The following is a 14,747-nucleotide window of genomic DNA, read 5'->3' on the forward strand; positions in this document are numbered from 1 at the left end:
TGAGGCACGATAGTCTCCGCCTCTTGCATGGTGGGGTACGCGTGCTATCATCCGGGGCAGACATTTTCAACACCCTGACAAATCAACTTTGATGAGAATGACAACTATGACGGACAAATTATCTTCCCTGCGTCAACTCACTACCGTTGTTGCTGATACTGGCGACATCGCAGCGATGAAACTCTACAAACCACAAGATGCCACCACCAACCCTTCTCTGATCCTTAGCGCCGCACAGATCCCCGAATACCGTAAGCTGATTGATGAAGCCGTGGTATGGGCGCGCAAGCAGAGCAGCAATAAAGAAGAGCAGGTCGCTTACGCTGCCGACAAGCTGGCCGTGAACATTGGTCTGGAAATTCTGCAACTGGTGCCTGGCCGTATTTCTACCGAAGTCGATGCACGCCTGTCTTACGATACTGAAGGCAGCATTGCTAAAGCCCGCAGCCTGATCAAACTGTATAACGATGCCGGCATCAGCAACGACCGCATCCTGATCAAGCTGGCTTCTACCTGGCAGGGTATTCGCGCGGCGGAACAGCTGGAAAAAGAAGGCATCAACTGTAACCTGACGCTGCTGTTCTCCTTTGCCCAGGCGCGTGCCTGTGCGGAAGCCGGCGTATTCCTGATCTCTCCGTTTGTTGGCCGTATCCTCGACTGGTATAAAGCCAATACCGATAAGAAAGAGTACGCACCGAACGAAGATCCAGGCGTGGTGTCCGTCACTGAAATCTATGAATACTACAAGCAGCACGGTTACGAAACCGTGGTGATGGGCGCCAGCTTCCGTAACGTTGGTGAAATCATCGAGCTGGCGGGCTGCGACCGTCTGACCATTTCCCCGGGCCTGCTGAAAGAACTGGCAGAAACCGAAGGTAGCGTTGAGCGCAAACTGTCCTACAGCGGTGAAGTGAAAGCGCGTCCGGCGAAAATGACCGAGTCTGAGTTCCTGTGGCAGCACAACCAGGATCCGATGGCCGTACAGAAACTGGCTGAAGGCATCCGTAACTTTGCCATTGACCAGGGCAAACTGGATAAGATGATTGCCGACCTGCTGTAATTGTCTGTCACCGGTGGCCCGCCCGGGCCACCGTTCTCTCATTGCCCTTCCTGTTCTGCCTGCTTCAGTCATAGACAAAATTGACCACGGCCGTTGTTCTGACCGGTCCGCTGGACAGTGCTTTCGCATCATAAACGTGATACCAGGCAGTTAATGGAATCGACAGTTTTGGTGCTAAGGGTTGACTGGCAGAAAAAGAAAATAACGCTGTCGCATCACCCTGATCGGTGGCGGACGGGCTGAATATGATGGGGGTATTATTTTTATATACACGGATACCTACCCCTCCTGCACTCCCTCCGTCGGGGGAAATCAGCGTGGTGTTATCCGTTGTCGACACATTATTGCTACTGAGATAGGCCAGCACGCTGCGGCTGGTGACACCGTTTTGCAGATCGGTACAGGTAAAGTTCAGTTCAAATGCTTTCCCGTAAAGGTTTCCGTTAGCCAGCATTGGCAGACTGATATTATTTAGCCTGACGATTTTATTGTCATCATCAAAGCTGCAGGTGGTAACGCGCTTGATAAATTTTATCTGCATAGGCTTGTAGTAAATATCATAATCATGCTTTGGCCAGCTCCAGTGAAAAATGAAATAGGCGAAGTCACCCACCAGTCTGGCAATGTTTTGAATAATCGTCAGGCCAGTACTGTCCTGTGCTAACACAACAGGGTTAATGAAGGCCGTGTCGCCATTCACCGTCATCACATTTTGTGTAGGGGTGGTTTTAAGCAGTTTCAGATTAACCGTAAAGCTGGCATCGATGGTTGTCGCATTGTTGGTACCCACTTTGGGATGGGTCTCCTCCGGGGCGAGATCGGTAACCGACACGCTGACATACGCGTTTCCCGGAAACTTCAGATACAGTGTATTTTTGGCATACGGACTGGAATTATCTACGCTGTTCTTCCCCCCAATAATTCCCCAGGCAGGACTACTACATTTGAAGGTTCCCGGATAATCTGTTCGCCCGGATACCGATGCATAGCCTGTCAGGTTCAATGATGTAGTGGCATCGTAATAGAGCGTTGGCGCGTCAAACGCGGAGTTCTGTAAACAGTTCGCCCTTGCCGGGGAGGGGAGAAAAAACAGGAAAATAAAGGCGATTAGCACGCTTCCTGGCGGATTGAGAAAGGGGGGATGGATAGGCCGTTTCATATTAACGCTTCCCTGTTTACTGGCAGTGATTGACATCGTTTGACAGACTGGTTTTCGGATGGGTAATGGTACAAATGCGTGCATCTTCACTGGAGAAATGAACGATGACCTTATCCGGCAGCTGCTCGCTATGCACAAAGATCACGCTGCCCTGCCCGACATAGCCCAGCTCATTACCCTGACTGTTTGTGACCATAGCGCCAAACGGTAACGGCGCGTTTGCCTGATCAACTGCATAAAAAATAAAACTCTTCCGCTGGTCGGTTTCAAATTTCACATAGCTGATTGAACCGGCATACGGGACGACATCTTTACGGTTGCCCAGCAGCTGTACATTGTCGTCAAGGTTAGTCGTATCCAGTGTCATCGCATTTTTGCGGTAAGGCGACATATAAGGCACCAGGGCTTTCCCGCTACTATTGGTGACAATAGTTGCATCACTATTGACCGCGGCGTTGACCACGCCAGGAGCATCAATAATGGCAAAGGTGCTGCCAACCTGATTGGCAAACAGTACGCCACCCTGATAGGCCACCAGGCTTCCTGTCAGGCCCACCCCTTCCTGATTAAAGGACGAAGATTCACTCCATGAGGCGTTCATGGTCGTGGCCGTAGCGCGATAACCGACATTGGCATTGGTGGTGGTCTTGCCACCCTGGCTGTTCGCCATATCAATGTTGTAATTCCACTGATTAGCTTTACCGGCACTGCCGCTTAACCCGACATCACTGTTGTCATAGTGGTTTTGCGTGAAGGATGAGTTGGTCGACAAATACATGGGTGAGTCGAAGACGGTGAAGGGGATGGATAAGCCCACGTAGTAACGCATCTCTTCATGGTTATTGTTATCCCGGGTACGGCTGACGGAAGTATTAAAGGCCACATTACACAGCGTATTTGAATAACCTACCTGGTACTCTTTGCTGCTCTGCTTTCCTCCCCAGTAGTTTCTTATTGTACCGGATAGGAACAGTGATCCCGCTGCCCCTCCCAGGTTTTGATTCACGTTAAAGTTAAAGCTGTTTTTTTGGTTAAGCGTGACGTTGTTGTTTTGACTGGTGCCGTCACTTTCTCTCTGCACCGAATCCTCCATCGTCAGGAAGCCACTGGTTGAATAGCGGTAGGCGGCCAGCGCAAAGTTGGTCCCCGTATCGGTGATGAACTTGCTGTAGGCGAGACGGAAACTCTGCCCGCTGCTGCTCTCTACCTGGCGGTATGACGTCTGTCGTGCCTGCGTGATGTCAAAGGACAGGGCTCCCAGGGGCAGGTTAAGTCCTGTACCGAGCAAAATTGAACTGTAATGGCTACTCCAGATCCCGCCAGCATAGGCGGTAAACAGGTTCGACATCCCCCTTCGCCAGGTACCCTGAATGAAATCAGGATGGACAGTGACGCCTGGGATCTGCACTTTACCCATCGCCAGGTTATAGACGTTAACGCCGGGTTTCAACATACCGGGAACCGACGAGTAGGGAACGGTAAACCGCTGAATGTGGCCGTCGGCCTCGTCGACTTCAACGTTCAGGTCGCCCCCTGATCCCGTGGGCAAAATGTCGTTAATCGCGAAGGGGCCTGGCGAGACATTTTGCTGATAGATCACCACGCCATTCTGAATGATTTTCACCAGCGCATTGGTTTGTGCCACCCCATGAACGATGGGCGCAAACCCCTGCATGGAGTCAGGAAACATGCGGGTATCTGTCCCCATGCTGATACCGCGAAAACGGTAGGAATCAAAGAGATCTGACGTGGTGTAGCTGTCACCAACACGTAGCTGAGAATTTATATTGCTGATGTTTCGCTGTACATAACGGGTATTGTTTTGCCATTTTGATATTCCCGTTCGGGAGTAATTATATGAACTGTTGTCACGAAGTTGCCAGTTAAACAGATTTAATCCACTGTTTAATGAGATATAACCATTATCCTCATGTTGGTGATTGTTAGAAGTAGAGTGATAATAGTTTGCCTGATAGGAGAGTGTCAGGCCGGGTATACCCTGGCTCCAAAACTTAGGGTCAATATAACCCTGCCACTTTGTGTCCATCTCCTGCTGCGGCACACTTAAATCCAGTCTCAGCTGACCGCTGTCGAAGCTGCTCTTGATTCCTTTATCAAGGGAGTAGACATTAAGGAATTCACTTTTTCCATTCTTGGGATCTTCAAGGACTTTTCTTAATCCCATTCGTGTAAATTCTTGTGATTTTATTCGGATGTCGGTCGTGCTGCTAACGATATTCGCATTATATTTCCCTTTCCAGTCACCATTAATATAAACATCGATATCATAATTACCGGCAGCCAGATCGCTGTTTTGATAGAAGCGAGATAAATCGGCATGGCTGGATTTTCCCACCAGGAAGTCAGTATTAAATGTGACGGCATAAGTGGTCTGCTGTTTCAGGAGTAAAGAGAATATTAACGCCAGATGCAGTGTTATGCGATTTATTTTAAAATTAGGCATCGTTACTGGATTTTTTTCTGCAATTCAACACTGGCACCATAATCATTGATATAGACAAGAGTAACAGGTGTTCCGCTGATGATTGTCTTGCTGGTTTTCAATGACTGTTGAGAAAAGGGGGTAACCATCAGACCACTTTTCAAAATATTCACTGTCTTATTAAGCGATATACCCGAAGCGTTAAAAAATAAGGCGTCGCGTTATGCAATATAATGCTGTCATTCTGCTGTGTGAGCGTGACGTTATCGATCATTTTTTTTGGCGATATTTTTAACCCGGCCGGACGGAAAAAGAGTTTAATACGGGATCGAATCGCCAGTTGCATCACGCTTTTTCCCTTAAGGTTTTCGGGTACAGGAGGGATATCCAGCACATTAAGATAGAAAACAGATTCACGATCGGTAGGTAGCGTGCTACCCATATAGCGTATCTTAAGTTGCTGCCCACTGTGTGCAGCGACTTTTGCCACAGGCGGCATCAACAGAAACGGTACTCTCGCTGTTTCCGGGGTTGAGTCAGGGTCACCATCATCAATCCACGCCTGAACCAGTGACGGATCAGAACCATTATTGAGCAATTGAACAGAGACTTCTTTGCTGTCGGAAGGATAAATCTCACGCGTCGCGCTGATAATCACATTGGCGTGGCATAAAAAAGGGAACAAAAAAAGTAACAGTAAAATACGTCTCATAGAACAATCACTCAATAATCTTTTTATTAAAAATTACAGGTAGGTGATGTTATAGGTCACCATCGTTCTGACCACACCAGCTTCGGCCGGTTGTGTACCCACTTTATAATATTTAGCATAGAAGTTAATGGTGTCCGGGGTTGCTGATGTCCCGGCCAGTTTGGTATCCAGCATCTGGTTAAGAATAATGGGCCGTGTTTCGGTATTCTGTAAAACAATAGCGATACCGACATTGCGTGGATTACCCTCAGGGTCAGTCTCCTGGTTGATCAGGTATTTCCCGTCATTGGAAATGGTATTCGGAGAGGAGAACTGCATCTGGAGGCCAGGGGTGGCTGTCGGTGTACCTACGTCAGCCACTTTACCAATTTTAGCCGATGAGCAATTGGAAAAATCCAGCGAGAAGGCCTTTTTACCTACGTCAATTAAACCTTCCGCCGTTCCTGCCTGTTCGGCACTGATCGGATTCAGCGCGACGGAAAGATTGGCCGAGCTATTGCCATTAATAGTACAGGTTGCATCCGTTACCGCACCTGAGAAATTAATGGTTCCCCCTGAAACATTGGTTGTTGCGTGACTCATCGAGCTGAATAACGCTACGGGTAATATCGTACTCAAAATGATCTTTTTCATTTTTACCTCTGTTTCTTAAATGACATGATGATTTTTTACAGGGTTTCCCGCCTCGATTTCTGGGTCGAGGTTGAGGATGTATTAAGTTTTACGTTTTCACCGGTCAGTTATTTAATAATGGCACATCCTTGTATCTGATAGAGTGGCGCGGATTTTAGTGCTTTTTACTATTCTTATAGGGGCAAAAAAAGCGATAACTCGCAGGGCTGAATTTTTTGAATTAGAAAAACACAGGCGATCTTTTTTTAATTGTGTGCATGTTGAGTTTTCCTTTTCTTTTTATTTCCGATGCCTTTTTTTGCAAAATCGCTGCCTGCTACTTTGCCAGGTTTCCCTACTTCAGTGTATTCTTGTGAAGACACTCTTACCCCCACCGGCTGTATTGTTATGCCGGGTATGAATGGCGATAACTAAATGAATACATTACGTATAGGCTTGATTTCTGTCTCCGATCGGGCTGCCAATGGTCTTTACCAGGACCAGGGGCTGCCTGCTCTGGAGAGCTGGCTATCCCGGGCGCTGACTTCGCCCTTCGGGATCGAAAAACGGCTGGTCCCTGATGAGCAGCCGATGATTGAGCAGGCGATTTGTGAGCTGGTCGATGAACTGTTCTGTCACCTTGTCCTCACCACGGGCGGAACGGGCCCGGCGCGGCGGGATGTGACCCCCGATGCCACTCTGGCGATTGCCGATCGTGAGATGCCTGGCTTTGGTGAACAGATGCGTCAGATCAGCCTGAACTTTGTGCCGACGGCGATTTTATCGCGCCAGATGGCGGTGATCCGTAAGCAGTCCCTGGTGATCAATCTGCCCGGTCAGCCGAAGTCGATTCAGGAAACGCTGGAGGGCCTGAAGGACAGTGAAGGCCTCACGCAGGTACCGGGGATTTTCGCCAGTGTCCCTTACTGCATTCAACTGCTGGAAGGGCCGTATATCGAGACTGATCCGCAGGTGGTAGCAGCATTTCGCCCCAAAAGCGCCCATCGCGAAACAAACAGCTAAAAAATGATTTTTTCACGCATATGATCCAGCGCACGCTGCTGTTGCGGATAATTGACGGTATAGTCATTCCTGCTTTACATATTCTGATTATACGTTTTTTCTCTGGCTCTGGACTTTCGTAAAAAATGATGCCTCTCAATCATGCTCGTCATCTCAACCGACAGGACTACAGGACGTTAACTCTGGCCGCGCTGGGTGGCGCGCTGGAGTTTTACGACTTTATTATTTTCATCTTTTTTGCCAGCGTGATCGGCGAACTGTTTTTTCCTGCGGACATTCCCGAATGGCTGCGTCAGCTTCAGACATTTGGGATATTTGCTGCCGGTTATCTTGCCCGTCCCTTAGGCGGCCTTATTATGGCGCACTTTGGTGACAGCCTCGGCCGCAAAAAAATGTTCAGTCTGAGCATCTTACTGATGGCGTTACCAACCCTGGCCATGGGGCTGCTCCCGACTTTTGCCTCCATCGGACTGGCGGCACCGCTGCTGCTTTTACTGCTGCGTGTGCTGCAGGGAGCAGCCATTGGTGGTGAAGTGCCTGGTGCCTGGGTCTTTGTTGCCGAGCATGTTCCGGAAAAGCGGATTGGTTTTGCCTGTGGAACGCTGACGGCCGGACTGACCTTTGGCATCCTGCTGGGATCGCTGGTTGCCACGCTGATTACCACCACCATGAGTACGCAAAGTATCGCCGAAACAGGCTGGCGCATTCCTTTCCTGCTAGGGGGCGGTTTTGGCCTGCTGGCTATGTACCTGCGCCGCTGGCTGCATGAAACGCCGGTATTTATCGAGATGAAGCAGCGCAAGGCGCTGTCGGTAGAGTTGCCGTTAAAAACCGTCCTGTTACGGCACACGCATGCTGTGGTCGTTTCCATGCTACTGACCTGGTTGCTGTCGGCCTGCATTGTGGTGGTGCTGTTAATGGCCCCTGCGCTGTTACAAAAATTGCATGGTCTGCCCGCTGCCGTGACGCTGCAGGCCAACAGCCTGGCGACGGTGATGCTGATTTTTGGCTGCATCATTGCTGGTGCATTAGTCGACCGCATCGGCGCGTCAACGACTCTGATTGTGGGTAGTCTGCTGATGGCGTTTTCCAGCTGGGCCTTCTTTCATATTGCTGCACAGGAACCACAATATCTGTTTGCCGCCTATGCGCTGGCAGGGCTTTGCGTTGGTGTTGTGGGGGTGGTGCCGTTTGTTATGGTCAGTGCGTTCCCGGCGGAAGTGCGTTTCACCGGCATCTCCTTCTCTTATAATATTGCCTATGCCATTTTCGGCGGGTTAACGCCGATTGCCCTGACGTTGATGCTGAAGCTGACGCCGATGGCGCCAGCTTATTATGTTCTGGCGCTGGCGGGGATAGGGGTGCTGGTAGGACTCTGGCTGCGCGGGCGTGCAGGGCAGCAGGCGCTGTTGAAGCAGGTGAGCCTGCATTAGTGTGCTTTTACCTGTCGTTATAACGGGTCAGCTCAGGCTGGCCCGTTCTCGTTAGAAAGGCAAAGTGAAAATTTTTTTTCCTCTGCCCCTTGATGCCGCGTTGCCCGGCCCCATCTTAGTTGGCATCCGAGGCTACGGACCTGGAAAAAAAGCGTAGGGCGAGCAGTTGAAACTGTAAAAAATGCCCACATTAATGGTTCATAGGCTGATTTGAATTGAATTTAAGTGGGAGATGTTTAGATGGGTAAAATTATTGGTATTGACCTGGGTACAACTAACTCTTGTGTAGCTATCATGGATGGCGGCAAAGCGCGTGTACTGGAAAATGCGGAAGGGGATCGTACCACACCTTCCATTATTGCTTACACCCAGGACGGTGAAACGCTGGTAGGTCAGCCTGCTAAACGTCAGGCCGTAACCAACCCGCAGAATACCCTGTTTGCGATTAAGCGCCTGATTGGCCGTCGCTTCCAGGATGAAGAAGTTCAGCGTGACCTGAAAATCATGCCGTTCAAAATCGTTGGCGCTGACAACGGTGACGCATGGCTGGACGTGAAAGGCCAGCGCGTGGCTCCGCCACAGATTTCAGCCGAAGTGCTGAAAAAAATGAAGAAAACAGCAGAAGATTATCTGGGTGAACCCGTTACTGAAGCGGTTATCACTGTACCGGCTTACTTCAACGATGCGCAGCGTCAGGCAACGAAAGATGCCGGTCGTATCGCCGGTCTGGAAGTAAAACGTATCATCAACGAACCAACCGCAGCCGCACTGGCATACGGTCTGGATAAAGGTCAGGGCAACCGTACTATCGCGGTTTATGACCTGGGTGGTGGTACTTTCGATATCTCTATCATCGAAATCGATGAAGTAGATGGCGAAAAAACCTTTGAAGTTCTGGCTACCAACGGTGATACCCACCTGGGTGGTGAAGACTTCGATAGCCGCATGATTAACTATCTGGTGGCTGAGTTTAAGAAAGATCAGGGCATCGATCTGCACAACGATCCGCTGGCCATGCAGCGTCTGAAAGAAGCGGCAGAAAAAGCGAAGATCGAGCTGTCTTCTGCACAGCAGACCGACGTTAACCTGCCGTACATCACTGCAGATGCAACCGGGCCTAAGCACCTGAACATTAAAGTGACCCGTGCGAAACTGGAATCACTGGTTGAAGACCTGGTGGCTCGCTCTATCGACCCACTGAAAGTGGCATTGCAGGATGCGGGTCTGTCTGTTTCAGACATTAACGACGTGATCCTGGTCGGCGGTCAGACTCGTATGCCAATGGTGCAGGCGAAAGTAGCTGAGTTCTTCGGTAAAGAGCCACGTAAAGACGTGAACCCGGATGAAGCGGTAGCGGTAGGTGCTGCGGTTCAGGGGGGCGTGCTGGCCGGTGAAGTTAAAGACGTTCTGCTGCTGGACGTTACCCCGCTGTCACTGGGTATCGAAACCATGGGTGGCGTGATGACTCCGCTGATTGCCAAGAACACCACGATCCCGACCAAACACAGCCAGGTATTCTCAACTGCAGAAGACAACCAGTCTGCGGTGACCATCCATGTTGTGCAGGGTGAGCGTAAACGTGCTGCGGATAACAAATCACTGGGTCAGTTCAACCTGGACGGTATCCAGAATGCACCACGCGGTTTACCTCAGATCGAAGTGACCTTCGACATCGATGCTGACGGTATTCTGCACGTGTCTGCGAAAGACAAAAACAGCGGTAAAGAGCAGAAGATCACCATCAAGGCCTCTTCCGGTCTGAACGACGAAGAGATCGAAAAAATGGTGCGTGATGCAGAAGCTAACGCTGAGTCTGACCGTAAGTTCGAAGAGCTGGTGCAGACACGTAACCAGGGCGATCAGCTGTCACACAGCACGCGTAAGCAGCTGGATGAAGCGGGCGATAAACTGCCAGCCGATGACAAAGCGCCTATCGAAGCCGCACTGACCGATCTGAACACGGCGCTGAAAGGCGAAGACAAAGCGGAAATCGAAGCCAAGATCCAGGCTCTGATGGAAGTGTCTGGTAAGCTGATGGAGTTCGCACAGCAGCAGCAGGCCGCTGGCGGTGCAGCAGAGGCTACCGACGGTGCGAAGAAAGATGATGATGTTGTCGACGCTGAATTTGAAGAAGTGAAAGACAACAAAAAATAATCGCCCTTGAGCGGGCAAGGTGGCGTGTGATGCGCCATTGATCACCAGCACGGGCGTCGGAGAAATCCTACGCCCGTGCACGCATGTTAAGGGCAGGATCAACAACAATGGCGAAAAGAGACTATTACGAGGTTTTAGGCGTATCCAAATCTGCGGATGAGCGTGAGATCAAAAAGGCCTATAAACGCCTGGCAATGAAGTTTCACCCCGATCGTAACCAGGGTGAAGGTGCCGAAGAGCAGTTTAAAGAGGTCAAAGAGGCCTACGAAATTCTGACCGATGCGCAGAAACGTGCGGCCTACGATCAGTATGGCCATGCTGCTTTTGAGCAGGGTGGTATGGGCGGCGGTCACGGTGGCTTCGGTGGCGGTGGCGGTGCTGACTTCAGTGATATCTTTGGCGACGTATTCGGCGATATCTTTGGCGGAGGCCGCCGTCAGCAGCGTGCCGCTCGTGGCGCTGATTTACGCTACAACATGGAGCTGTCGCTGGAAGAAGCGGTACGCGGCGTGACCAAAGAGATCCGCATTCCAACGCTGGAAGAGTGTGATGTCTGCCACGGCAGTGGCGCGAAAGCGGGTACCAAGCCGCAAACCTGTTCAACCTGCCATGGTGCGGGCCAGGTTCAGATGCGTCAGGGCTTCTTTACTGTGCAGCAGGCGTGTCCGACCTGTCATGGTCGCGGCTCGGTCATTAAAGATCCGTGCAATGCCTGTCATGGTCATGGCCGGGTAGAACGTTCGAAGACGCTATCGGTGAAAATTCCGGCGGGCGTGGATACCGGTGACCGCATTCGTCTGACTGGCGAAGGGGAAGCGGGTGAGCAGGGCGCGCCAGCGGGCGATCTGTATGTCCAGGTGCAGGTGCGTAAGCACAATATCTTTGAACGTGAAGAGAATAACCTGTACTGCGAAGTGCCGATTAACTTTGTGATGGCGGCACTGGGGGGAGAAATCGAAGTCCCTACGCTGGATGGCCGCGTGAAGCTGAAGGTTCCGGCGGAAACGCAGACCGGTAAGCTGTTCCGCATGCGGGGCAAGGGTGTGAAATCCGTACGCGGTGGTGCACAGGGTGACCTGCTGTGCCGCGTAGTGGTCGAAACCCCGGTCAGCCTGAATGAGAAGCAGAAATCGCTGCTACGTGAACTGGAGGAAAGCTTTGGCGGTCCATCCGGTGAGAAAAACAGCCCGCGTTCTAAAAGCTTCTTTGATGGCGTAAAAAAATTCTTTGATGATTTAACCCGCTAATTATCCAGCCTGAGGGCCGATCGATGAACCGATCGGCCCTTCTTATTGATACCTCGTAAATACCGATCCTTTTTGCCTGTATAAACTGTTTTTTTCGAGCGGTTTAACCGCGTATGCTATCCGCTAAGTTATAGATCCTCTTATCTTTGGGATATTCAGCGGAGCCTGTATGAACCTTTTCCTCAAAAAACTGTTAAAAAATGACGCCACGGGCGGTGTGGTACTGATTGTTGCCGCTGCCGTTGCCATGTTTCTCGCCAATAATGCCAGTACACAACAGGACTACCAGGCCATTCTGGCGATGCCGGTGCAGTTCCGCTTCGGCGCACTGGAGATCAATAAAGATCTGCTGCTGTGGATTAATGATGCGCTGATGGCGCTGTTCTTCCTGATGATCGGTCTGGAAGTAAAACGCGAGCTGATGATGGGCTCGCTGAAAGGGCGGGAGCGTGCGATGTTCCCGCTGATTGCCGCCCTCGGCGGTATGGTCGCACCGGGATTAATCTACGCTGCGTTAAACCACAGCGACCCGCTGGCGATCCACGGCTGGGCAATCCCGGCGGCGACCGATATCGCCTTCGCGCTGGGTATTCTGGCGCTGCTGGGCAGCCGCGTGCCCCCGGCGCTAAAAATGTTTTTAATGGCGCTGGCCGTGATTGATGACCTGGGGGCGATTGTGATTATCGCCTTCTTCTATACCAACGATCTGTCTCTGACGTCGCTCGCTGTGGCTGCGGCCTCTATCGTGGTGCTGGCGATACTTAACCTGTGCGGCGTGCGTAAAACGTCGGTCTATCTGCTGGTCGGGATGGTGTTGTGGGTGGCGGTGCTGAAGTCTGGCGTTCACGCCACGCTGGCCGGGGTCATTGTCGGGCTGTTTATTCCCCTGAAAAAACAGGAGGGGCACTCTCCGGCGATTGAACTGGCCAACGGTCTGCATTCATGGGTGAGCTGGCTGATCCTGCCGCTGTTTGCTTTTGCCAACGCCGGGGTCTCCCTGACCGGCGTGTCGGTCGAAGGACTGTTCTCCATGGTGCCACTGGGGATTATTCTCGGGCTGCTGGTGGGGAAACCTTTAGGCATCACACTGATTTGCTGGTTGTCTGTGAAGTTGAAAATCGCCGTGCTGCCTGAAAATACCAAGATGGTTGATATTGCTGCGGTGGGCGTTCTGTGTGGCATTGGCTTTACCATGTCGATCTTTATTGCCTCCCTGGCCTTTGATGCCGCACACGAAGAGATGGTGACGCTCGCCAAGCTGGGTATTTTGAGCGGCTCCGTATTGTCTGCGGTACTGGGTTATACCCTACTGCGTCTTAAGCTGCGTCCGCAGCCGCAGCACTAACGGCACTGGACCCGCGATGGCGCAGATGAACTATAACCACCTCTATTATTTCTGGCAGGTGTGTAAATCTGGTTCGGTGGTGGGGGCGGCCGAGGTATTAAATCTCATGCCGCAAACTATTACCGGCCAGTTGAAAAACCTGGAGGAGCGTTTGCAGGGAAAACTCTTCAAACGTCATGGACGTGGTCTGGTTCCCTCCGAACTCGGTCAACTGGTCTTCCGTTATGCCGACCGCATGTTTACGCTCAGCCAGGAGATGCTGGATATTGTTAACTATCGCAAGGAGGCGAGCCTGCTGTTCGATGTGGGGGTGGCAGATGCGCTCTCCAAGCTGCTGGTCAGCAAGGTGCTGGAAACGGCGGTGGTGGCCGGAGAACCTATCCATCTGCGCTGCTTTGAATCTACCCATGAAATGCTGCTGGAACAGTTAAGTCAGCATAAGCTGGATATGATCCTCTCTGACTGTTCCGTCGGCTCCTCGCTGCAGGAGGGGCTGTTTTCAGTGAAGCTGGGAGAGTGTGCGGTCAGTTTCTGGTGCTATGCGCCGCAGCCGGTCGCGCCGTTCCCTGCGTGCCTGAGCCAGCATAAATTACTGATCCCCGGCCGCCGTTCCATGCTGGGGAGGAAAGTACTGAACTGGCTGCAATCTCAGGATCTGACGGTGGATATTTTAGGTGAATTCGATGATGCGGCGCTGATGAAGGCATTCGGAGCCGCCAACCAGGCAATTTTTGTCGCGCCAACCCTCTACGGTCGGGAGTATTTTTATCGTGAAGGGATTGTTGAACTGGGAAGAATTGATGCGGTGATGGAAGAGTATCACGTGATTTTTGCCGAAAGAATGATCCAGCACCCGGCGGTACAGCGTATTTGTAATAGCGATTTTAGCGATTTATTTTCAGGCGTGTAGCCTGTTTACTCCCGCATCGTCAGCCGTGAGCCAGGGTCAGGCAAGGGCTTTTTTTAACCCAGCGTGACGTACGCACCACAAGCGGTACAAAACACACCAATAAAAAAACCGCCAGAAGGCGGTTTCTTTATCAAAGCTCGATTAACAGACTGACATTAAGCCAGTTTGCTGATCTGTGCAGCCAGATTTGCTTTATGACGTGCAGCTTTGTTCTTGTGGATCAGGCCTTTAGCTGCCTGACGGTCCACAATTGGTTGCATATCATTAAATGCATTCTGCGCAGCCGCTTTATCGCCAGTAGCGATAGCCGCGTAAACTTTCTTGATAAAAGTACGCAACATTGAACGACGGCTAGCGTTGTGCTTACGACGCTTCTCAGACGTTACGGCGCGTTTCTTAGCTGATTTGATATTAGCCAAGGTCCAACTCCCAAATAGTTCTATGAGGACAATTCAAAGGCCGAGGAATATGCCCTTTTCGCCTTCGGTTGTCAATGGATTTGTGCAAATAAGCGCCGGTCAAACAGTGGCACTTGATTACGTTTCGATGGCGCAAGATTCTATCAGCTTCGGCCTGGCGAATACAGCTTATTCACAAGAAAAATAACATCCCCCGCCGGATCAGCACCATACAGAACGAAATGGTAAGA

At 51.1% G+C, this 14,747-nt stretch carries 13 protein-coding genes; 7 read left to right on the top strand and 6 right to left on the bottom strand.

Translation table 11 applies throughout. The features are described from left to right. Nucleotides 1-106 precede the first annotated feature (106 nt). Nucleotides 107-1,060, top strand: coding sequence for a transaldolase (gene tal / locus EPE01S_RS16840; RefSeq protein ID WP_062747427.1), 954 nt, complete (start codon nt 107-109; stop codon nt 1,058-1,060). A gap of 64 nt (nt 1,061-1,124) precedes the next feature. Here the strand turns inward: tal and EPE01S_RS23265 are convergent, their stop codons facing one another. The 5 genes from EPE01S_RS23265 to EPE01S_RS16860 are packed head-to-tail and all read right to left on the bottom strand — an operon-like array spanning nt 1,125 to nt 6,007. After that, on the bottom strand, nt 1,125-2,219 hold the full coding sequence (locus EPE01S_RS23265) for a fimbrial protein (protein ID WP_161975954.1): 1,095 nt from the start codon (nt 2,217-2,219) through the stop codon (nt 1,125-1,127). A 16-nt stretch (nt 2,220-2,235) separates the two neighbouring features. Beyond that, complete coding sequence (locus EPE01S_RS16850; protein WP_062747431.1) at nt 2,236-4,683, bottom strand: fimbria/pilus outer membrane usher protein; 2,448 nt, start codon at nt 4,681-4,683, stop codon at nt 2,236-2,238. A gap of 2 nt (nt 4,684-4,685) precedes the next feature. After that, complete coding sequence (locus tag EPE01S_RS24105; protein WP_373279685.1) at nt 4,686-4,811, bottom strand: fimbrial biogenesis chaperone; 126 nt, start codon at nt 4,809-4,811, stop codon at nt 4,686-4,688. Nucleotides 4,812-4,831: 20 nt separating this feature from the next. After that, complete coding sequence (locus EPE01S_RS16855) at nt 4,832-5,374, bottom strand: fimbrial biogenesis chaperone (RefSeq protein ID WP_157076027.1); 543 nt, start codon at nt 5,372-5,374, stop codon at nt 4,832-4,834. 33 nt (nt 5,375-5,407) lie between these two features. Further along, nucleotides 5,408-6,007: a fimbrial protein gene (locus EPE01S_RS16860; RefSeq protein ID WP_062747433.1), complete on the bottom strand. Its 600-nt coding sequence runs from the start codon at nt 6,005-6,007 to the stop codon at nt 5,408-5,410. A gap of 414 nt (nt 6,008-6,421) precedes the next feature. On the opposite strand from EPE01S_RS16860, the gene mog reads away from it, so the two are divergent. From mog to nhaR, 6 genes are all read left to right on the top strand, one after another. Then, nucleotides 6,422-7,009 (top strand): molybdopterin adenylyltransferase, encoded by a 588-nt coding sequence (gene mog, locus EPE01S_RS16865; protein ID WP_062747435.1) that lies wholly within the window; start codon nt 6,422-6,424, stop codon nt 7,007-7,009. 128 nt (nt 7,010-7,137) lie between these two features. After that, entirely contained in the window at nt 7,138-8,442 is a 1,305-nt protein-coding gene (locus EPE01S_RS16870; protein ID WP_062747525.1) for an MFS transporter, read from the top strand. A gap of 240 nt (nt 8,443-8,682) precedes the next feature. Then, nucleotides 8,683-10,596 carry a molecular chaperone DnaK gene (gene dnaK, locus EPE01S_RS16875; protein WP_062747437.1) on the top strand — a complete coding sequence of 638 codons (1,914 nt, stop codon included), beginning with the start codon at nt 8,683-8,685 and terminating at the stop codon, nt 10,594-10,596. Nucleotides 10,597-10,703: 107 nt separating this feature from the next. After that, nucleotides 10,704-11,843, top strand: coding sequence for a molecular chaperone DnaJ (gene dnaJ, locus EPE01S_RS16880; RefSeq protein WP_062747439.1), 1,140 nt, complete (start codon nt 10,704-10,706; stop codon nt 11,841-11,843). Between the two features lie 169 nt (nt 11,844-12,012). Next, on the top strand, nt 12,013-13,188 hold the full coding sequence (nhaA, locus tag EPE01S_RS16885) for a Na+/H+ antiporter NhaA (protein ID WP_062747441.1): 1,176 nt from the start codon (nt 12,013-12,015) through the stop codon (nt 13,186-13,188). 16 nt (nt 13,189-13,204) lie between these two features. Further along, a complete protein-coding gene (gene nhaR / locus EPE01S_RS16890) occupies nt 13,205-14,098 on the top strand; it encodes a transcriptional activator NhaR (protein ID WP_062747443.1) in 894 nt (297 codons plus the stop codon). A gap of 155 nt (nt 14,099-14,253) precedes the next feature. On the opposite strand, the gene rpsT is transcribed toward nhaR, so the two are convergent. Next, on the bottom strand, nt 14,254-14,517 hold the full coding sequence (gene rpsT, locus EPE01S_RS16895) for a 30S ribosomal protein S20 (RefSeq protein WP_048914793.1): 264 nt from the start codon (nt 14,515-14,517) through the stop codon (nt 14,254-14,256). Nucleotides 14,518-14,747: the final 230 nt, after the last annotated feature.

It is taken from the genome of Erwinia persicina NBRC 102418 (assembly GCF_001571305.1).
GTDB classification, from domain to species: domain Bacteria; phylum Pseudomonadota; class Gammaproteobacteria; order Enterobacterales; family Enterobacteriaceae; genus Erwinia; species Erwinia persicina.